17 protein-coding genes are annotated in these 18485 nt (G+C 68.8%); 11 read left to right on the top strand and 6 right to left on the bottom strand.

The annotated features are described in order from the left end of the window. Positions 1 to 25 precede the first annotated feature (25 nt). Entirely contained in the window at positions 26 to 451 is a 426-nt protein-coding gene (locus ABD204_RS10695) for a PaaI family thioesterase (protein ID WP_194424875.1), read from the bottom strand. A gap of 60 nt (positions 452 to 511) precedes the next feature. On the opposite strand from ABD204_RS10695, the gene polA reads away from it, so the two are divergent. From polA to ABD204_RS10670, 5 genes are all read left to right on the top strand, one after another. Next, positions 512 to 3142 carry a DNA polymerase I gene (gene polA / locus ABD204_RS10690; protein WP_194424876.1) on the top strand — a complete coding sequence of 877 codons (2631 nt, stop codon included), beginning with the start codon at positions 512 to 514 and terminating at the stop codon, positions 3140 to 3142. 39 nt (positions 3143 to 3181) lie between these two features. Then, positions 3182 to 4852 (top strand): DUF885 domain-containing protein, encoded by a 1671-nt coding sequence (locus ABD204_RS10685; RefSeq protein WP_194424877.1) that lies wholly within the window; start codon positions 3182 to 3184, stop codon positions 4850 to 4852. A gap of 70 nt (positions 4853 to 4922) precedes the next feature. Next, positions 4923 to 5978 (top strand): LLM class flavin-dependent oxidoreductase, encoded by a 1056-nt coding sequence (locus ABD204_RS10680; RefSeq protein WP_194424878.1) that lies wholly within the window; start codon positions 4923 to 4925, stop codon positions 5976 to 5978. A 19-nt stretch (positions 5979 to 5997) separates the two neighbouring features. Further along, positions 5998 to 7359, top strand: coding sequence for an MFS transporter (locus ABD204_RS10675; RefSeq protein WP_194424879.1), 1362 nt, complete (start codon positions 5998 to 6000; stop codon positions 7357 to 7359). A gap of 7 nt (positions 7360 to 7366) precedes the next feature. Further along, on the top strand, positions 7367 to 8143 hold the full coding sequence (locus tag ABD204_RS10670) for an SGNH/GDSL hydrolase family protein (RefSeq protein WP_194424880.1): 777 nt from the start codon (positions 7367 to 7369) through the stop codon (positions 8141 to 8143). A 180-nt stretch (positions 8144 to 8323) separates the two neighbouring features. Here ABD204_RS10670 and ABD204_RS10665 read toward each other — a convergent pair whose 3' ends face one another. Both ABD204_RS10665 and ABD204_RS10660 read right to left on the bottom strand, forming a co-directional pair. Further along, complete coding sequence (locus ABD204_RS10665; protein ID WP_194424881.1) at positions 8324 to 8881, bottom strand: dihydrofolate reductase family protein; 558 nt, start codon at positions 8879 to 8881, stop codon at positions 8324 to 8326. A gap of 9 nt (positions 8882 to 8890) precedes the next feature. After that, complete coding sequence (locus ABD204_RS10660; protein ID WP_194424882.1) at positions 8891 to 9316, bottom strand: DoxX family protein; 426 nt, start codon at positions 9314 to 9316, stop codon at positions 8891 to 8893. A 200-nt stretch (positions 9317 to 9516) separates the two neighbouring features. Between ABD204_RS10660 and ABD204_RS10655 the strand changes: the two genes are divergently transcribed. Continuing rightward, the gene (locus tag ABD204_RS10655) at positions 9517 to 10437 is read left to right on the top strand and encodes an AEC family transporter (protein ID WP_194424883.1); all 921 of its coding nucleotides are present in this window, start codon (positions 9517 to 9519) and stop codon (positions 10435 to 10437) included. A gap of 74 nt (positions 10438 to 10511) precedes the next feature. Beyond that, on the top strand, positions 10512 to 11069 hold the full coding sequence (locus ABD204_RS10650; protein WP_194424884.1) for an HdeD family acid-resistance protein: 558 nt from the start codon (positions 10512 to 10514) through the stop codon (positions 11067 to 11069). Positions 11070 to 11123: 54 nt separating this feature from the next. On the opposite strand, the gene ABD204_RS10645 is transcribed toward ABD204_RS10650, so the two are convergent. Together ABD204_RS10645 and ABD204_RS10640 are read right to left on the bottom strand one after the other, a co-directional pair. Next, positions 11124 to 13091 carry a S9 family peptidase gene (locus tag ABD204_RS10645; protein ID WP_194424885.1) on the bottom strand — a complete coding sequence of 656 codons (1968 nt, stop codon included), beginning with the start codon at positions 13089 to 13091 and terminating at the stop codon, positions 11124 to 11126. Between the two features lies 1 nt (position 13092). Then, a complete protein-coding gene (locus ABD204_RS10640) occupies positions 13093 to 13857 on the bottom strand; it encodes an SDR family oxidoreductase (protein ID WP_194424886.1) in 765 nt (254 codons plus the stop codon). Positions 13858 to 14020: 163 nt separating this feature from the next. Here ABD204_RS10640 and ABD204_RS10635 point away from each other — a divergent pair, with 163 nt between their 5' ends. The 4 genes from ABD204_RS10635 to ABD204_RS10620 all read left to right on the top strand — a co-directional run bounded on the left by ABD204_RS10635 (position 14021) and on the right by ABD204_RS10620 (position 16865). Further along, positions 14021 to 14512 (top strand): NfeD family protein, encoded by a 492-nt coding sequence (locus ABD204_RS10635; protein ID WP_241747991.1) that lies wholly within the window; start codon positions 14021 to 14023, stop codon positions 14510 to 14512. Continuing rightward, entirely contained in the window at positions 14505 to 15578 is a 1074-nt protein-coding gene (locus ABD204_RS10630; protein WP_194424888.1) for an SPFH domain-containing protein, read from the top strand. Before ABD204_RS10635 ends, ABD204_RS10630 begins: the two co-directional genes overlap by 8 nt. A gap of 4 nt (positions 15579 to 15582) precedes the next feature. Beyond that, positions 15583 to 16356: a glycerophosphodiester phosphodiesterase family protein gene (locus tag ABD204_RS10625; RefSeq protein WP_194424889.1), complete on the top strand. Its 774-nt coding sequence runs from the start codon at positions 15583 to 15585 to the stop codon at positions 16354 to 16356. Positions 16357 to 16487: 131 nt separating this feature from the next. Next, positions 16488 to 16865 carry an RNA polymerase-binding protein RbpA gene (locus ABD204_RS10620; protein ID WP_194424890.1) on the top strand — a complete coding sequence of 126 codons (378 nt, stop codon included), beginning with the start codon at positions 16488 to 16490 and terminating at the stop codon, positions 16863 to 16865. A gap of 7 nt (positions 16866 to 16872) precedes the next feature. Here ABD204_RS10620 and lnt read toward each other — a convergent pair whose 3' ends face one another. Then, positions 16873 to 18459: an apolipoprotein N-acyltransferase gene (gene lnt / locus ABD204_RS10615; RefSeq protein WP_194424891.1), complete on the bottom strand. Its 1587-nt coding sequence runs from the start codon at positions 18457 to 18459 to the stop codon at positions 16873 to 16875. Between the last annotated feature and the right edge of the window lie 26 nt (positions 18460 to 18485).

Below are 18485 nucleotides of genomic sequence, written 5' to 3'. Positions count from 1 at the left end.
TCCCCGCCTGCCGACGGCCCCGCCGTCAGGAGGCGGGGAGGTTTTTGATGTGATTGGTGATCCGCACGGTGGAGCAGCGCCGCCCGCTCTCGTCCGTGATCACGATTTCGTGGACGGTCAGGCTGCGTCCGAGGTGGACGGGGGTGCACACCCCCGTCACGACACCGGCGCGTGCGGAAGCCGTGTGGGTGGCGTTGATGTCGACGCCGACGGCGAGTCGGCCCGGCCCGGCGTGGAGATTGGCCGCCATGGATCCGAGCGACTCGCCCAGCACCACGTACGCGCCGCCGTGCAGCAGCCCCACCGGCTGCGTGTTGCCCTCGACGGGCATGGTGGCGACGGCACGCTCGACGGTGAACTCCGTGATCCGGATCCCCATCTTCACGGCGAGGGGACCGATCCCTCGCTCGGAGGCCCAGTCGAGTCCGTCGACGGTGGACGCAGAGGTCATCGGAGTGCTCCTTCGTCGGCGCGGTTCAGGGCTGTCGGCACCCGCGTCTAGGCTTGCAGGGTGACGGACTCCGCAAAGCCTACCCTTCTGGTCGTGGACGGACATTCGCTCGCGTATCGCGCGTTCTACGCCCTTCCGGTCGACAACTTCTCCACCCGCGACGGCCAGCACACCAACGGGGTCTACGGCTTCCTGGCGATGCTGGTCAATCTGATCAAGGCCGAGAAGCCCACCCACATCGCCGTCGCCTTCGACACCTCCAGGCAGTCCTTCCGCACCCGCGAGTACACCGAGTACAAGGCCAACCGGTCTGAGACACCGCCGGAATTCGCGGGGCAGATCCCCCTGCTGAAGGAGTGCCTCGCGGCGATGAGCATCACCGTCCTCGAGAAGGAGGACTTCGAGGCGGACGACATTCTCGCCACCCTGGCCACAGCCGGTGCCGCCGAGGGCTTCGACGTGTTGGTGTGCTCGGGTGACCGCGACACCATCCAGTTGGTCGACGACGACGTCACCCTCCTGTATCCGAACGTCCAGGGCGTGTCGCAGCTCAAGCGTTACGACCGCGAGGCGGTCATCGAGCGCTACAAGGTGCCACCGGAGCAGTATCCCGATGTCGCGGCGCTGGTCGGGGAGACCAGCGACAACCTCCCCGGCGTCCCGAAGGTGGGCGAGAAGACGGCCGTGAAGTGGCTGACGCAGTTCGGATCACTCGACGAACTCCTCGCTCAGGCGGACACCATCAAGGGCGTCGTGGGCAACAATCTCCGTGAGCACATCGACGACGTGCGACGAAACCGCGCGCTGAACCGTCTGCTCCGCGACGTCGACCTGCCGGTCGTGCCGGCGGACCTCGCCGTCCGACCGATCGACGCCCAGGCCGTGCGGGACATCTTCGCCCGGTTGGAGTTCCGCACCCTCCTTCCCCGCGTGTTCGACGCCGTGGGCGTCGACGCCGCCGCCGCGCCGATGTCGGTCGCCCAAGCCCCCGCTCCGACCGAGCCGGACGCCGCGACCCTGTCGTCCTGGTTGGAACGCGCCGACGGCGAAGTCGGCGTGACCGTCACCACGCTGGGCGGCCTTCCCGAGCGGATCGGTCTCGCGAACGGAGAGGACGCCGTCGAAGTGGCGTGGAATGAGGACACGGCCGCGGTGCTGCGACCCTGGTTCGCCTCGGCCGCGCCGAAGGTCTTCTGCGACGCGAAGTCCCAAGTCAAGGCGCTCCGGCGCGCTGACGCGGTCGTCGACGCCCTCGCGTTCGACGTGCTCATCGCCGGCTGGTTGCTGCGCCCGAGCCTGCCCGACAAGTCCCTCGCCGACCTCGTCGAGAGCTACCTCGATGAGAAGCTCCCCGAATCGGACCCGACGCAGCTGGTCCCCGAGGAGGAGGGCGCGACCCCCGGTCAGCTGTCGTGGTACGCCCTCCGGGTGGGTGACGCGCTCAGGCAGAAGATCCCCGACCGGGTGTCCGACCTCCTCACCGAGATCGAGCTGCCGACACTCCTGACGCTGGCCGACATGGAGCTGGCCGGTGTCGCGGTCTCGCACCAGAAGCTCTCCACCTTCTCCGCGGAACTTGCCGCCCGCGCCGACGGCATCGCTCAGGATGCCTACGCGACCATCGGCCACGAGGTGAATCTCGGATCGCCGAAGCAGCTGCAGCAGGTGCTGTTCGATGAACTGGAGCTGCCGAAGACGAGGAAGACCAAGACCGGGTACTCCACCGACGCCGCCGTGCTGGCGGACCTGCAGGAGTCCAACCCTCACCCGTTCCTGAGTCTGCTTCTGCAACACCGGGAGGCCACCAAGCTGCGCCAGATCGTCGAGTCGCTGGATTCGGCCATCGGCGAGGACGGGCGCATCCACACCACCTACGTGCAGACCGGCAGCCAAACCGGACGCCTGTCGAGCACGGATCCGAATCTGCAGAACATCCCGATCCGCACGGAGGAGAGCAAGCTCATCCGTGCGGCGTTCGAGGTGGGAGCGGGCTATGAGACCCTCCTGACGGCGGACTACTCGCAGATCGAGATGCGGATCATGGCACACCTGTCCGGCGACGAAGGCCTCATCGAGGCGTTCAACACCGGCGAGGATCTCCACCGTTTCGTCGGAGCGCGCGTATTCGGGGTCGAGCCCGCGGAGGTCACCCCCGCGATGCGCACCAAGGTGAAGGCGATGTCGTACGGACTCGTCTACGGCCTGTCCGCGTTCGGGCTGTCCAAGCAACTGCGCATCGAGCAGTCCGAGGCCAAGGAGCTGATGCTCGAGTATTTCGCCCGGTTCGGAGCGGTGCGCGACTACCTGCGTTCCTCCGTCGAGCAGGCGCGGATCGACGGCTACACCGAGACCATCTTCGGGCGTCGCCGCCCCTTCCCCGACCTCGCCAGCCCCAACCGCGTACTCCGCGAGAACGCCGAGCGCGCCGCGCTGAACGCCCCCATCCAAGGCAGCGCCGCCGACATCATGAAGATCGCTCTGCTGAACATCCACGCGGAGCTCGGCGACGCCGGTCTGTCGTCCCGCGTCCTCCTGCAGATCCACGATGAGTTGGTCGTCGAGGTCGCACCGGGGGAGTGGGACGCAGTGGAGCGCATCGTCACCTCCCGTATGGGCGATGCCGCCTCGCTCACGGTGCCGCTGGATGTGCAGATCGGGCGAGGGGCGGACTGGAGCGAAGCCGGTCACTGACCACCCCTCATCCGCGCGGCGATCTTTTAGGCTCGGATCATGACAACCCCCGAACGCACCCCCACGCCGATCGACACGATCGCGGAGGCGTGGGTAGACACCGTCGCCGAGCTCGACCCGATGGTCGCGACGTACATCGGCCGGTTCGAGCACAACGATCGCTTCGCCGATTACTCGCCCGAGGGAATCGCCGCCGGCGCCGACGCCGCGCGCGGCACGCTCGCGCGTCTGAACGCCACCGACGCGACCGACGAGGTCGACGAGGTCACCAAGGAGGACCTCGCCCGCACCCTCGAGCTCGAGCTCGAGCTCCACGAGGCGCAGTGGCCGCTTCGTGATCTGAACGTCATCGCGTCACCGGCCCAGGACATCCGGTCGGTGTTCGATCTCATGCCCACCGACACCGTCGAGGACTGGTCGGTGGTCTCCGCACGGATGGCGGCGCTGCCCGCCGCGGTGGAGGGATACGCGCGGACCCTTCGCGAGGGCCTTTCGCGCGGCGTCGTGCCCGCGCGACGTCAAGTCGCCGAGGTCGCCGGACAGATCGCGCGTTACACCGCCGACAACGGCTTCTTCGCCGAGTTCGTCGCCGAGGCGTCCCCCCGGGACGGGCAGCTGCCGGCGAGTCTGTCTCGGGAACTGATCGACCATGCCAACGCCGCGCGGGTGGCCTACGACCGGCTCGGGACATTCCTCTCCCGGGAGCTCGCACCGGTGGCGGGGGAGAAGGACGCCGTCGGTCGCGAACTGTACGGACTGCACTCGCGACGGTTCCTGGGCGCCACGATCGACCTGGACGAGACGTATGAGTGGGGCCTCGAGGAGCTCGCGCGCATGGTCGCGGAGCAGGAGACGATCGCGGATGAGATCAAGGCCGGGTCCTCCGTGGAGGAGGCGGTCGCCTTCCTCGAACAGGACGAATCCCGCAAGCTGCACGGCACCGACGCCCTGCAGCGGTGGATGCAGCAGACCAGTGACCGGGCGGTGGCGGAGCTGGGTCGCACGCATTTCGACATCCCCGAGCCCATTCGGCGCCTCGAGTGCATGATCGCGCCCACGCGCGAAGGCGGCATCTACTACACCGGCCCCACCGACGATTTCTCGCGGCCCGGCCGCATGTGGTGGTCGGTTCCCGAGGGCGTCGAGTCCTTCGACACGTGGCGCGAGTTGACGACCGTGTACCACGAAGGCGTCCCCGGGCATCACCTGCAGATCGCCCAAGCCGTGTTCAACCGGTCGATGCTCAACTCATGGCGGCGCCTTCTGGCCGGCACCTCCGGGCACGCCGAGGGGTGGGCTCTGTACGCCGAGCGTCTCATGGAACAACTGGGATACCTGGACGATCCGGCCGACCGTCTCGGCATGCTCGACGGCCAGCGCATGCGCGCCGCACGTGTCGTCCTGGACATCGGCGTGCACCTGGAGAAACCTCGCCCGGACGGACGGGGGACGTGGGACGCGGACTACGCGTTGGAGTTCATGATGCGGAATGTGAACATGCCGGACGAGTTCGTGCGCTTCGAGGTCAACCGCTACCTCGGCTGGCCCGGACAGGCGCCGTCGTACAAGGTGGGCCAGCGCATCTGGGAGAACCTGCGCGATGAGTACGCGACCGCGCAAGGTGAGGCGTTCTCGATCAAGGAGTTCCACAAACGCGCGCTCGATGTCGGCGGCGTCGGGTTGGACACCCTGCGCTCAGCCCTCGTCTGACGTACCGTGCGAGCCCGACTCCGTGCCCGAGCGGTGCGATGGGAATACCCGACGCGGATGAGGTGTTCTCATGCGCGTGAATGAAAATGACCTGTCCGGCGTACAGCTGGGGCTCGACACCTTCGGTGACATCACGATCGACGCCGAGGGGACTGTTCTGACCCCGGCGCAGACGATCCGCAACGTGGTCGATCAGGCGGTACTCGCCGACGAGGTCGGCCTGTCCTTCTTCGGCGTGGGGGAGCACCACCGACCGGAGTTCGCCGTGTCCAGCCCCGAGATCGTCCTGGCGGCAGCGGCCGCCCGAACCCGTCGAATCCATCTCGGGACGGCGGTGACGGTGCTCTCATCCGATGACCCCGTGCGCGTCTTCGAGCGTTTCGCCACGCTCGACGCCGTCTCGAACGGGCGGGCGGAGGTCGTCCTCGGAAGAGGCTCCTTCATCGAGTCCTTCCCGCTGTTCGGGTACGACCTCCACGACTACGAGGTCCTCTTCGAGGAGAAGCTCGAGCTGTTCTCCCGTCTTCGCGACGAACGTCCCGTCACGTGGCAGGGCACGACGCGGGCGCCACTCGTCGACGCCGACGTGCACCCGAAGACGGAGTCGGGACGATTGCCGGCCTGGATCGGCGTGGGGGGATCGCCGGAGTCGGTGGTGCGCGCGGCGCGGCACGGGTACGGACTCATGCTCGCCGTCATCGGCGGACCGGCGGCGCGGTTCCGACCGTTCGCGGATCTGTACCGGCGCTCGCTCGACCAGCTGGGGCGTCCCGCTCTGCCCATCGGCATGCATTCGCCCGGCCACGTCGCCGACACGGACGAGCAGGCGTGGGACGAGGCCTATGACGGCTTCCAGGCGATGCACGACACCATCGGCCGCGAGCGAGGCTGGCCTCCCTTCAGCCGGCTCGCTTTTCAGCGTGAGGTCGGACCGGAGGGCGCGGCTTACGTCGGGTCGCCCGAGACGGTGGCCCGCAAGATCGCCGATGCCGTGCGCACCCTGGGTGTGGATCGCTTCAACCTGAAGTTCGCGACCGGGACGGTCTCTCATGACAAGCTGATGAGGAGTATCGAGCTTTACGGCACCGAGGTGGTGCCGCGCGTGCGCGAAATGCTCTCTTCGTGACCACCGTACGATGGGGCGCATGACAGACGGCGCCGGCCCCCGCATCTCGAATGCCGGCCGACGCCTGGATCGGTTGCCCTTCACCCGGCCACACGCCCGCGTACTCACCGGTTCCGGGCTCGGCTGGGCGCTGGATGCGATGGATGTCGGCCTCATCTCGTTCATCATCGCGGCCCTGGCGCAACAGTGGGACCTCGCCCCGTCGGAGACGGCGTGGATCGCCTCGATCGGTTTCATCGGCATGGCGATCGGGGCCAGTGTCGGCGGGCTGGTCGCAGACCGCATCGGCCGTCGGCAGGTGTTCGCCCTCACCCTTCTGGTCTACGGGTTGGCCACCGGCGCGAGCGCGTTGGTGGGGGGATTGGTCGCGCTGCTGATCCTGCGCTTGTTCGTCGGCCTCGGTTTGGGGGCGGAACTTCCGGTCGCCTCCACCTACGTCAGCGAGTTCGCGCCGGCCCGGATCCGTGGCCGTCTCATCGTCCTTCTCGAGGCGTTCTGGGCCGTGGGGTGGACCGCCGCCGCCCTCATCGGGTACTTCGTGATCCCGCTGTCCGCTGATGGGTGGCGCTGGGCGTTCCTGCTCGGGGCGATCCCGGCGGCATACGCGCTCGTGGTGCGCTGGGGCCTGCCGGAATCCGCGCGCTGGCTCGAAAGTCGTGGTCGCCACACGGAAGCCGATGCGGTCGTGGCGCGATTCGAAGCCGCCGCGGGGACCGCGCGCGTCGACACGGCGCCGATCGATTCGACCGATTCTCCCCGCCACCACGCGCCGACGCCGCCGAAGGCGTCGCTGCGGGCCATATGGGCGCACGACCTGCGTGTACGTACCGCGGCGCTGTGGCTGGTCTGGTTCTGCGTGAATATCTCCTACTACGGCGCGTTCATCTGGATCCCGACGCTTCTGGTCGCCCAGGGCTTCGACCTGGTCCGCTCGTTCCAGTTCACCCTGTGGATCACCCTCGCGCAGCTGCCCGGCTACGCCGTGGCCGCGTGGCTGGTCGAGGTATGGGGTCGTCGCGCCACCCTCTCGGTGTTCTTGGTGGGTAGCGCGGTCGCGGCGCTGATGTTCGGGACGGCGGCGTCCGAGGGCATGATCCTCGGCACGGGCATGGCCCTGTCGTTCTTCAACCTCGGGGCGTGGGGCGCCCTCTACGCGGTGACCCCGGAGATGTATCCGACCTGGTTGCGGGCCACCGGGGCGGGGTGGGCGGCGGGGGCCGGCCGGATCGCGTCGATCATCGCTCCGCTGTCGGTGCCGGTGCTGCTCGCCGTCGGCGGCGCGTCGGTACTGTTCACGGTCTTCGGAGCATTCTTCGCCCTCGCCGCGGTGGGGACCTGGGGGCTCGTGGACCGTCGGGGGGCGGCGCTGGATGAAAGGTGAGGACGGCATGGCTCGGGTGAGGTACGTCGCGATCGGCGACTCGTTCAGCGAGGGGGTCGGTGATGAACTTCCCGACGGGTCGGTTCGCGGCTGGGCGGACCTCGTGGCACGCGGCTGGGCCGACGGCTCCGGAGCTCCGGTCGAGTACGCGAATCTCGCGATCCGCGGCAAGCTCATCTGGCCGATCGTCCAGGAGCAGCTCGAGCAAGCCCTCGCGCTCCGCCCGACGCACCTGTCTTTCAACGGCGGTGGAAACGACATGCTCCGCCCCAGGGTGCCGTTGTCCCGCGTGACGGACGCGTTCAGCACGGTGCTCGAACGCTGCGATGAGGAGGGCGTCACGATGATCCTCCTCTCCGGTGCCAACCCGTCATCGCAACTCCCGTTGTCACGGCTCATCCAGTCGCGAGGGGACGAGCTGTCACGGCAGGTCGTCGCCCGCGTCGCCGATCGTCCGGACGTCATCAAAGCCCTCAACTGGCCGGACAGGGAACTCTCCCACCCGGGGTACTGGTCGCAGGACCGGCTCCATATGAACTCCCGTGGCCACCACCGTGTGGCTGCCCGCGTGCTCAGCGCACTCGGCGTCGAGGCTCCGGGGGAGTGGTGGTCGATGCCGCCGCTGGATCTGCCCCGACTCGGCGCGGGAACCTATGCCCGGGAACACCTCGGTCCGTGGGTGCGGCGACGGCTGACGGGGACATCCTCCGGCGACGGTCGCGCGGCGAAGCACCCGTCGTTGATCACCGTCGCCCCGGGCTCGGGCGAGGCCGCCGCGGCGTGACGCGGGGCATCGCGTTGTCAACTCACCCCGGGCATGACGAGGATGACGTCCGCCCGGCTCGCATGACCGAGCAAGTCGGCGTCGAGGACGCCCTCAACCAGGTCCGGTACCTGTCCGGCCACGGCGCCGCCCCCGCAGCACGAGTCCACTTCCATCGTCCTCGCTGTGCTCGAGACGCAGTCAACGAGAGACGGAGTAGACGAGGTCGACGAACTGCCCCGCCCGCTCGACGTCCCGAAGCGTCAACCGATCGGATGCGATTCGCCGGGGCAGGAGGGGCGCGCCGCCGCCGAGCGTGACCGGGGCGATCGACAGGCGCACCTCATCGAGCAGACCCGCATCGGCGAACTGACCGGCGAGATCGCCCCCACCCGTGATCCACACGTCACGGCCAGCCGCCGACGCGATGATCGCATCGATGTGGTCGACGACCGAACCGGCGACGAAACGAAGATCCGCTCCGTCGACCCCGGCACGCTCCCGACCGGTGAACACCCACGTCGCACGGTCGCCGAACGCGTCGCGCCACGTCTCGGGTCGTTCCCGCAGCCGTTCCTGCGCGCAGACCCACTCGAACGTCGAGGAGCCCATGACCTGGGCTCCCACCGAGTCCAAGAATCGGCCGAATGTCGCCATCGTCTCCTCGGAGGGGACCGCGAGGAGCCAATCCAGGGAGTGGTGGTCATCCGCGAGGAAGCCGTCGAGGGTGGTGGCGGTGGCGTAGACGACGCGGCTCATGGTTGCAGGCTAGGATCGGCCTCCGACATCGGACCGACGGCGGCGGCGCCACTGACGCCAGGCCGCGGTCGACCAGAGCGCCCACAGCACCAGGAGCGGTTGGAAGAGGAGACGGACGCCACGCGCGAGGTCGGAGTTCAGCCCGAAGGCATCGACGCCATCGACGAACTGCGCCACGTTTCCGGGGAAGACCGCGATGAAGAAGGCGGCCGTCGTCCACCCGACCTCGGTACGTCGGTGCGTCCACAGCGCCAGCGCGGCGCCCAGCGCGATCTCGACGATTCCGGACACCACGACCACGACGTCGGTCGGGAGGGGGACCCAGCCGGGCACCTGGGCGAGGAAGTCGGCTCGTGCGAAGGTCAGGTGGGCCGCGCCGGCGAAGATCAGGAAGATCGAGAGAGCGATGCGGGCGACGGTGCGAGCGATCTCCATGCGTCCTCCGAGTCCCGCCCGATGCGATCCGGTTGTCCGCGCCGGCCCGGCCAGCCTACGGCCCCGGGCCGGCGCGGCCCTGACAGTGGGAGAGTCGGTCGCTCACGCGATAGTTGACATAATGTGCATTATCGGTGATTCCACACCGACGTCGATCGTGGTCGTGCGGCACATGCGCCGTCGCGCCATAGTCTGGGTCGGTGCTCGAATCACTCACCGGCTTCGTCGTCGTGGGTGTCGCGATCGCCGTCGGGTACATCATCGCGCGCGTGGATCTGCTCGGCGAGCACGCCCGCCCCGTCTTGGCGCGTCTGACGTTCTTCGTCCTGTCTCCGTTCCTGTTGTTCGTCGTCCTCGCCGAAGCCGATGTGCGCACGCTGTTCTCCGCGCTCCTGCCCGTGTCTGCCATCGCCGCCGCGGTCGCGATCGGCGCATACGCGCTGGTGGCCCGCCTGGTATGGAGACGCGGTGTCGGCGAGACGACGATCGGTGCCCTCGGCGCCGGCCAGGTCAACTCCAACAACATCGGCATCCCCCTGTCGGTCTACCTTCTCGGTAGCGCCGCCTACCCGGCGCCGGTCATTCTTCTGCAGCTTCTCGTCCTCACCCCGATCACGATGGCCATCTTCGAGTCGGTCACCGCGCAGCGACGCTCCGCGGGACGAATCCTCCTGCGAACGGTCACCAACCCGCTCGTGATCGGGTCGACACTGGGCACGATGGTCGCCGTCAGCGGCCTGGAACTGCCCGCGGTCGCGATGGAGCCGGTGCGCCTGGTCGCGGACGCATGCGTGCCGGTGCTGCTCATCAGCTATGGCATGTCGCTGTTCGGCCAGCGCGTCCTCAGCGCGTCGGGCCGGCGCAGGGACGTCCTTCTCGCGACCGCGCTGAAGCTCCTCGTGATGCCGCTCACCGCGTGGGCGATCGCGGAGTTCGTCTTCGGTATGACCGACCACGAGGTGCTTGTCGTCGTCGTGTTGGCGGCCCTTCCCACGGCGCAGAACGTCTTCAACTATTCGCAGCGTTTCGGCATCGGCGAGACCATCTCCCGCGACACCGTGTTCCTGACCACCGTGGGGTGCGTGCCGATCCTGTTCGCCGCGACACTCCTGTGGGGCTGACCGCTCCCCCGACGGCCGACGATCCGCGTACAGTGGAGTCGAGCATTCCCAGAGAACTTTCAGAAAGGCCTCTCATGTCTCTCGAATCCGCGGAGAAGTCCGCCGTCAACGGCATCCGTACCGCGCTCGGCATCGGCGGCGTGCTCGCCGTGATCGTCGGGATCCTGATCCTCGCGTGGCCTGGTCGCACCGCGGCCGTCGTCACGGCGATCATCGCGATCTACGCCATCGCCGCGGGCCTGGTCTACGCAGGCCTCGGCATCTTCTCGAAGGCCAAGGGCGGCTGGTCGCGCGTGGGGCACATCGTGCTCGGCATGCTGTTCGTCATCGCCGGCATCGTCGCGTTCTTCAACCTGGCGCAGACCACCGAGTTCCTCGCGATCTTCCTGGGCATCCTCGTGGGTGTCATGTGGATCATCGAGGGTGTCGTGTCGCTGTCGACGCTGAGCGAGTCGCGTTCGAAGGGGTGGACGATCTTCTTCGCCATCCTGAGCATCATCGCCGGCATCGTGCTGCTGTTCAGCCCGCTGTGGGGTGCACTGGTGCTGTGGTGGGTGCTCGGAATCTCGCTGGTCGTACTCGGCATCGTGCAGATCATCCGCGCCTTCACGTTCAGCCCGCTGGACGCCTGAGCGCGACACACGGACAGGGCCCGCGCGTTCCGACGTGCGGGCCCTGTCCGTGTGTCAGGGCGCAACGGGCAGGTAGCGCGCCCACCAGTCGAGCACCGCGTCGAAACGCTCGACCCGGTGGCGAGGCTGCCCGGTGCGCGTGAGCTCATGGTCCTCGCCCGGGAAGACCAGCAGCTCCGCGGCGACCCCCTGACGTGTGAGCGCCGAGTAGTATCGTGTCGCCTGTTCCAGCGGACACCGATGGTCTGCTTCGGAGTGGATCACCAGCGTCGGCGTGCGCACGCGATCGACGACCGCCATCGGACTCTGCGCGGCGATCTCATCGGGGGCGGTTCCCACGTACTGGTCACCGAAGAACGACCCGATGTCGCTCGTGCCTTGGAAGCTGACCGGATCGAGGAACCCGCGTTCGACGATCGCGGCGGCGAACCGGTGGTCGTGGGCGATCGCCCACGCGGTCAGATACCCACCGTAGGAGCCGCCCATGATCCCGACACGACCGGCATCGAGTCGCGGGTCCTCCCCCGCGACGGCGTCGACGAAGTCGAGGACGTCGCGCAGGTCGTACGTGCCCATCGCCCTGCGGATGCTACGCCCGTGTGCACGCCCGTACCCGGCCGAGCCGCGCGGATTGCAGAACAGGACCGCGTAGCCCGCGTCGACGAGCACCTCGGTCTCGTCGAAGAGATGTATTCCGTAAGCGGCATGCGGCCCGCCGTGGATCTGGAGGATCACCGGATGCGGACCGTCTCCCTCCGGGACGGCACTCCACCCATGCACCGGGTAGCCGTCCCGGCCGATGATCTCGTGCTCGTCGACGCGGGCGCGCGAAACCGCCGCGGCCTGGGTGCCGAAAGCCGTCATCCGACGGACGGTGCGACCGTCCACGAGCATGAGTTCGCCGAAACTGTCGGAGGTGGCGACGGCCGCCAGCGTGCGGCCTCCGGCCGACGCATGGCCGGTGACCTCGACGTCCCCCGCCAAGACGGTGTCGAGGCGGCCGTCTCGGGCGACCCGTCGCAGGTGCACCCGCCCCCGGGTGCGCTGTTGTACGAGCACACCGTCCTCCGCGACCGTGAGATGGCTTCCCGCCTCCCCCAGGTCGACGCTGTCGGGATCGGTGAGCCGCCGCGTCTGGGCTCCGGAGATCTCGAACAAGCCGGTTCCGGCCGCGATGAAGTCCTGCCCGTCGTCTCCGACGTCGGCCGCCAAGGCGAACAACTCCCCGCCCGACGCGGCCAGTTCCGACACCGACAGGTTCGCCTGCGTACCGAGGACCTCCGCAAGCTCACCGGTGTCGATATCGATCGACACGATGCGCGAGCGCAGGTCACGGCGACCGGATTCGATCGTTTCCGCGACGACCACGACACGGCGACCGTCCAGCGCGAGTGACCCGTAGGACACGGAACCTTCGGTGAGGCGGCGGGCCACGGGGACATCGGACCGATCATCGGACTCGTCGAGGTTCGGCGCGGCCGGGTAGATGGGTTCCCCCTCGGGGTCGGAAACGGGGACCACGAACACGTGCGCGGGCCGATCGCCGACATAGCCGAGGCCGTTTGCCAGCCAGCGCACGCCCGTGATGCGTCGGGGCGGTTCCGCCGCGGCGTCCAGGCCGGGAACCGTGCCGTAGCGGCCCGGTTCCGGAACCCGCGCGAGGAAGATCGCCTCCCGCCCGTCCGGTGTCCAGGCGTACTCACCGACTCCCAGCGGCGCGTCGGTGACCTGCAACGCCTCGCCGCCACCGGCCGGGATGACGAACAGCTGCGGACGAGCCTGCGCGTCGCCGCGCACGAACAGCACCCGAGTGCCGTCCGGAGAGATGCGCGGGTTCGAGTCCGAGACGCCGCGCGTCACGCGGCGGGCCGTGCCACCGGGCAGCTCCACCCGCCACACCTGACCGACGTAGCGGTTCGCGCGCAGGTCGGGGCGGGAGGTCGCGAAGACGCCGAAGGAGCCGTCGCGGGCGATATCGGGTCGGCCGACGGCGATCAGGGTCTCGATCTCGGCCGGACGCATGTCACTCCCCCGCGAAGGACCCGGTGTCGCCGACCAGACGCGTGTTGTCCGCCGGGACCGGCTCGAGTGCGGCGAGTGCGACCTCGGCGGCGAACTCCGACACGTTGTAGAGTCGGCCGGCCGACTCGCGACGGTCCGCGATCGCACCCGGGTTCGCCCGCTCGAGGAGGGTGGCGGTGATCGTCCCCTCGATCATGTCACCGGAGACGACGACGAACTCGACCCCACGCTCGGTCAGCGCCGGGATGCGCTCCCGCAGCGCATCCTCGCCGGCGCGCTTGGACAGCGCGACCGGTTCGTATTCGGGCATCGTCGGGGTGGTGCGGATGAAGTGCGCCTGATGGCTGGTGACGAACACGACACGCGCCCCGGAAGACAGCAGCGGCAGCGCGGCCTCGAGCGCTCCGACCTGGGCGTCTCGGTTGAGCGTGAGCGCATAGTCTTCGGCCATGCCCGACTCCATGCCGCCCGAGGCGTTCAGCACGAGGATGTCGAGGGAACCGAACTCTCGCCGTACCTGGTCGAACATCGCGGCCACCGAGTCCGCGTCGGTGAGGTCCGCGCCGACCACCAGGACGCGAACACCGAGTTCGCGCAGCTCGTTCGCGAGCTTCTCCGCGCGGGGCGCCTTGTTGCGGTAGTTGATCACCACGTCGGCCCCGGCCTGGGCGAGATACCGCGCCGTATCGGCGCCGATGCCTCGCGAGGAACCGGTGACGAGGGCGGTCTTGCCGGACAGCGAACCGGCGGGAAGGGGCTGGGACATGGACTTCGCTCCTGGGTCGTGACGGGCGCGCGCGTCCACGCGGGCCGCTGTCGACCCTATCAATCGGCGCCCGGGCGACCCGGTGCGGCGCGGGCGTCGCCGGAACGGCCCCGTCGCACCGGCGCGTTGGTAGTGTTCGATCAAGCGGAAGGAGGAGCCGATGATGCCTGACCTGACGGCATATCTGTGGATCGTCTGGCTCGTGCTCGCGTTGCTGTTCGTGATCGTCGAATTGCTCACGCTCGAATTCACCTTCCTCATGCTCGCCGCCGGCACGCTCGTCGGTGGTCTGGGCGTCAACCTCCTCGGTGGGCCGTGGTGGCTTCAGGTCGCGGCGGCCGCGGCGATGTCCGCGCTCCTGCTGTTCACGATCCGACCGTTGCTCCTGCGTGCACTGCGCCGCTCGAGCGGTGACGCCAAGACCAACGTCGATGCGCTGTACGGCGCCGGCGGACGCGTCGTGGCACCCTTCGTCGACGGCGCGGGCAGCGTCAAGCTCGACAACGGCGAGACGTGGACGGCCCGGCCCGTCGCCGGAGTCCCCGACTCCGGGCTGGCACCGGGGACCCGTGTCATCGTGGCAGCGGTGCGCGGGGCCACCGTCGACGTCGCGCCCGCATCCACACTTCACGAGAGGGAGGCTGACCATGGTTGACGTCGGCTCGTTCATCGGGCAGATCTTCGTGATCGTCCTACTCCTGGTCATCGCGATCTTCGTGGTGGTCGTCATCTTCCGCTCGATCCGCATCATCCCTCAGGCCTATGCCGGGATCGTCGAGCGCCTCGGGCGCTACCAACGGACCCTCAGCCCGGGTCTGAATCTGCTCGTCCCGTTCGTCGACCGCCTGCGCCCGCTCGTCGACATGCGCGAGCAGGTCGTGTCCTTCCCGCCTCAGCCGGTCATCACCGAGGACAACCTGGTGGTGTCGATCGACACGGTGGTGTACTTCCAGGTGACCGATGCGCGGGCGGCCACCTATGAGATCGCGAACTACCTCAGTGCGGTCGAGCAGCTCACCACGACCACCCTCCGCAACGTCGTGGGCGGGTTGAACCTCGAGGAGGCGCTCACCAGCCGAGACAACATCAACGGGCAGTTGCGCGTCGTCCTCGACGAAGCCACCGGCAAGTGGGGTCTGCGGGTATCCCGGGTCGAGCTGAAGGCGATCGATCCGCCGCTGTCGATCCAGGACTCCATGGAGAAGCAGATGCGCGCCGAGCGTGACCGTCGCGCGGCGATCCTCACCGCAGAAGGCTCGAAGCAGTCACAGATCCTCGAGGCCGAGGGCCGACGCCAGTCTGAGATCCTGCGGGCCGAGGGGGACAAACAGGCCGCTGTGCTTCGTGCCCAGGGCGAGGCGGAGGCGATCGAGATGGTCTTCGACGCGATCCACGCCGGCGAACCCGACGACAAGCTCCTCGCCTACCACTACCTGCAGACCCTGCCGAAGATCGCCGACAGCGCCTCCAGCAAACTGTGGGTCATCCCCAGCGAGATGACCGAGGCCCTCAAGGGCATCGGTGCCGCATTCGGCGGGCGTGCCGAAGACATCCCACGCAAAGACCCGACGCCGCGGTCCAAGCCCAACGGCCCTACCCGCGCGGCCGCCGACGCGGCCCTGGCCGCGGCACGGGAGGCGGCCTCGGCCGCGGACGACATCGCCACGGAGGCGCGCAAGACCACACCGGGCACCGCAGCTGGCCCCGGTGAGGCACGCTAGACAGGTGCATCCCTGGTTCGACGCCTCCCCCACTCCCCGCGTCCTCGCCCACCGGGGCCTCCTGCGCGCGGCGGACGCCGACGCCGGGGTCGCGGAGAACTCCTTCGCCGCCGTGACGGCCGCACACGCCGCCGGCGCGGTGTACGTCGAATCCGACTGCCATCTCACGGCCGACGGCGAAGTCGTCCTCTTCCACGACACCGACCTGCGGCGGGTCACCGGCGACCCCCGAACGGTCGAGCAGGTGAGCCTGCGCGACCTCGACGACCTGATGTCCGCGCGCGGCGGTCTGGTCACGCTCCGCCAGGCACTGGAGGCCTTCCCCGACGTCTGCTTCAACATCGACGTGAAAGCCGCACGCGCCGCCGTCCCGGCCGGGCGCATCATCGCTCCACACGCGGAGCGGGTCCTCGTCACCAGCTTCGACGACCGACGCCGTCTCGTCGCACTGGAGGCCGCAGGTTCCGGCGCGACGCGGCCGGCGACGTCGGCGGGCTCGCGCACCGTCGCACGCTTCGTCGCGGCGGTCGCCGCGCGGTCCCGTTCCCTGGTGGGCCGCGCTCTGGCCGACGTGGACGCGCTGCAGGTACCCGAGCGACAGGGGCCCGTGCGCATCGTCTCGCCGCGCAGCATCGAACTCGCCCATGCCGCCGGCGTCGAGGTCCACGTGTGGACGGTCAACGCCCCGGAAGACATGTCACGGCTGATCGGCTGGGGAGTGGACGGCATCGTCACCGACGCTGCCGACGTCGCGCTCGCGGTGTTGGGTGATCGGTGACCGGCTCCGCCACGCGCGGGTGTCGGGCGGCGCTGTGCATCGACTGTGAATGGCGCCTCCGGGGTGCCTGTTCGGATGATTCGCACAGGTCTTGGCGTTATACCTGAGGATCGACGAGAGGACCACCCCCTATGGCAGACCGCAGTCTGCGCGGCATCCGACTCGGCGCCCAGAGCCTACAAAGCGAAGAGGGCGTCGTTTTCCACGACCGCGCGCAGCACACGTACTCGTGTTCGTCCTGTGGACGAGACACGGTGATCACCTTCGCCGCCGACGCGGAGGTCCCCGAGGCCTGGGAGTGCCGCACCTGCGGCGCCGAGGCTCTTCTGCGCATCGGCGAGGGTACGGCGACGGTGGACCACAGCGGCGACAAGGCCGCCCGCACCCACTGGGACATGCTCCTCGAGCGCCGCACGATCCCGGAGCTCGAAGAGCTTCTCGAGGAGCGTCTGGCCTACATCCGCGAACGTCGCGGGGCGGCCACGGCCACCGACAAGCTCAGCGCCTGACCCACGCTCATCGACCGGCGTCGGCTCCCTCGGGAGCCGACGCCGTCGTCGTTCCCACCGTGGAGGTGCCACGCGAGCGGACCCGGACCACCGCGCCCAGGCCGATCAGGACGGCGAGGCTCCCCCAGCCGAGGACGACCTGGACGGCCGGCCCGATGACCACGGCGGGGGTCAGCCCGGTGCGCAACGGCACGTCGGCGACCATCGCCCCCGCGACATCGGTCGGCAGCGCCTCGACGGTCGCACCGGAGGGATCGATGATCTGACTTGTCCCCACGGTCGACAGGTTGACCACGGAGCGCCCCGTCTCGATCGCGCGCATCCGGGCGAATGCGAGCTGCTGGAGGTTCTCATCGGTGTCGCGGAAGTCCGCGTTGTTGGTCTGCAGGACGTACACCTCGGCGCCATCACGGGCGCCCGTCCAGATCACGTCGTCGTAGATGACGTCGAAGCAGATCGCCAGGCCCACCCCCACGCCGTCGACGTCGAAGAAGGGCGCATTCGACCCCGGCGTGTACTCGCGCTGGATGAGACTGATCAGATCCGGCACGATGGCCTCGAAGAACCACCGATCCGGGACGTACTCCCCCATCGGAACCGGATTGACCTTGTCGTGCAGTTGCTCGGCACCGTTCTGCGCGGTCCAGAGGATCGAGGTGTTGAACACGTCGTCGCCACGCTCGGTCGCGGCGTTCACGATGAGCGGTGCGTCGGCGCGGGCGCTGAGTCCGTCCAGTGCCGCCGCCGTCGCCGGATCCTGCAGGGGGTCGTAGCCGATACCCCCCTCGGGCCACACGAGCACGTCGAGGTCGTCGTCGAGGATCGGCTCAGACGCCTCCAACTGGGCGTTCAGAACCTCGTAGGGCTCCCGCTGGTCGAAGTACGCCGACGGGCCGTTCCCCTGGACCGCTCCCACTCGCCACGTGCCGGCCGCGGCGGTCGGGAACGCCGGGACGACGAGCAGCAACGCGGCGGCCACCGCAGCGGGGAGGGCGGTGCGCACATCGCGGAACCCTCCGACGCGCACCGCTTCGATCACGGCGGCCGTGAAGACCACCATGAAGAAGGTCAAACCGCTCACGCCCACCCACGAGGCCACGTGGGCCAGAGGACTCTCGGACTGACTCATGCCGATGCGACCCCACGGGAACCCGGTGTAGGGCCATGAGCCCATGAACTGCTCCCGCATCGTCCACACGCCCCCGATGAGCATGGGAAGTCCGATGAGACGTGCCCAGCGCGACGGCCAGATTCGGGGGAACCAGCGATAGGCCAGGGTGAGCAGAACCGATCCGAGCGCCATGAACAGCGTCTCGATGCCCGCCAGCGCGAACCACGGGATGACGCCGAGGTATCGGGTGATCCACACGATGTGGATCAGGTAGAACGAGGCGCCGAAGACGAAACCGACCAGGAGGGCGCCGCCCACGCTCCGTCCGATGAGGGAGACCAGCGCGAAGCCCACGCCGACGAAGGCCAACGGCCACCACCCGATGTCGGGATACGCCGCATCCAACACGGCACCTCCCACGAGCGAGGCGAGCACCGCCGCCCACAGCGGCAGGACGGGCCGGGGGGCGGGGGCGAGACTCACCCGTCCAGCCTAATCCGGCGGCACCT

This window comes from Microbacterium aquimaris (assembly GCF_039531285.1).
Taxonomy (GTDB): Bacteria; Actinomycetota; Actinomycetes; order Actinomycetales; family Microbacteriaceae; genus Microbacterium; species Microbacterium aquimaris.
This window is presented reverse-complemented; position numbering and strand designations above follow the sequence as displayed.

What these genes read in the sequence shown, in the direction of transcription:
- ABD204_RS10695 (WP_194424875.1), bottom strand. Translation starts at nt 451, where the DNA reads ATGACCTCTGCGTCCACCGTCGACGGACTCGACTGGGCCTCCGAGCGA.
- ABD204_RS10685 (WP_194424877.1), top strand. Translation starts at nt 3,182, where the DNA reads ATGACAACCCCCGAACGCACCCCCACGCCGATCGACACGATCGCGGAG.
- ABD204_RS10680 (WP_194424878.1), top strand. Translation starts at nt 4,923, where the DNA reads ATGCGCGTGAATGAAAATGACCTGTCCGGCGTACAGCTGGGGCTCGAC.
- ABD204_RS10675 (WP_194424879.1), top strand. Translation starts at nt 5,998, where the DNA reads ATGACAGACGGCGCCGGCCCCCGCATCTCGAATGCCGGCCGACGCCTG.
- ABD204_RS10670 (WP_194424880.1), top strand. Translation starts at nt 7,367, where the DNA reads ATGGCTCGGGTGAGGTACGTCGCGATCGGCGACTCGTTCAGCGAGGGG.
- ABD204_RS10665 (WP_194424881.1), bottom strand. Translation starts at nt 8,881, where the DNA reads ATGAGCCGCGTCGTCTACGCCACCGCCACCACCCTCGACGGCTTCCTC.
- ABD204_RS10660 (WP_194424882.1), bottom strand. Translation starts at nt 9,316, where the DNA reads ATGGAGATCGCTCGCACCGTCGCCCGCATCGCTCTCTCGATCTTCCTG.
- ABD204_RS10650 (WP_194424884.1), top strand. Translation starts at nt 10,512, where the DNA reads ATGTCTCTCGAATCCGCGGAGAAGTCCGCCGTCAACGGCATCCGTACC.
- ABD204_RS10645 (WP_194424885.1), bottom strand. Translation starts at nt 13,091, where the DNA reads ATGCGTCCGGCCGAGATCGAGACCCTGATCGCCGTCGGCCGACCCGAT.
- ABD204_RS10640 (WP_194424886.1), bottom strand. Translation starts at nt 13,857, where the DNA reads ATGTCCCAGCCCCTTCCCGCCGGTTCGCTGTCCGGCAAGACCGCCCTC.
- ABD204_RS10635 (WP_241747991.1), top strand. Translation starts at nt 14,021, where the DNA reads ATGCCTGACCTGACGGCATATCTGTGGATCGTCTGGCTCGTGCTCGCG.
- ABD204_RS10630 (WP_194424888.1), top strand. Translation starts at nt 14,505, where the DNA reads ATGGTTGACGTCGGCTCGTTCATCGGGCAGATCTTCGTGATCGTCCTA.
- ABD204_RS10620 (WP_194424890.1), top strand. Translation starts at nt 16,488, where the DNA reads ATGGCAGACCGCAGTCTGCGCGGCATCCGACTCGGCGCCCAGAGCCTA.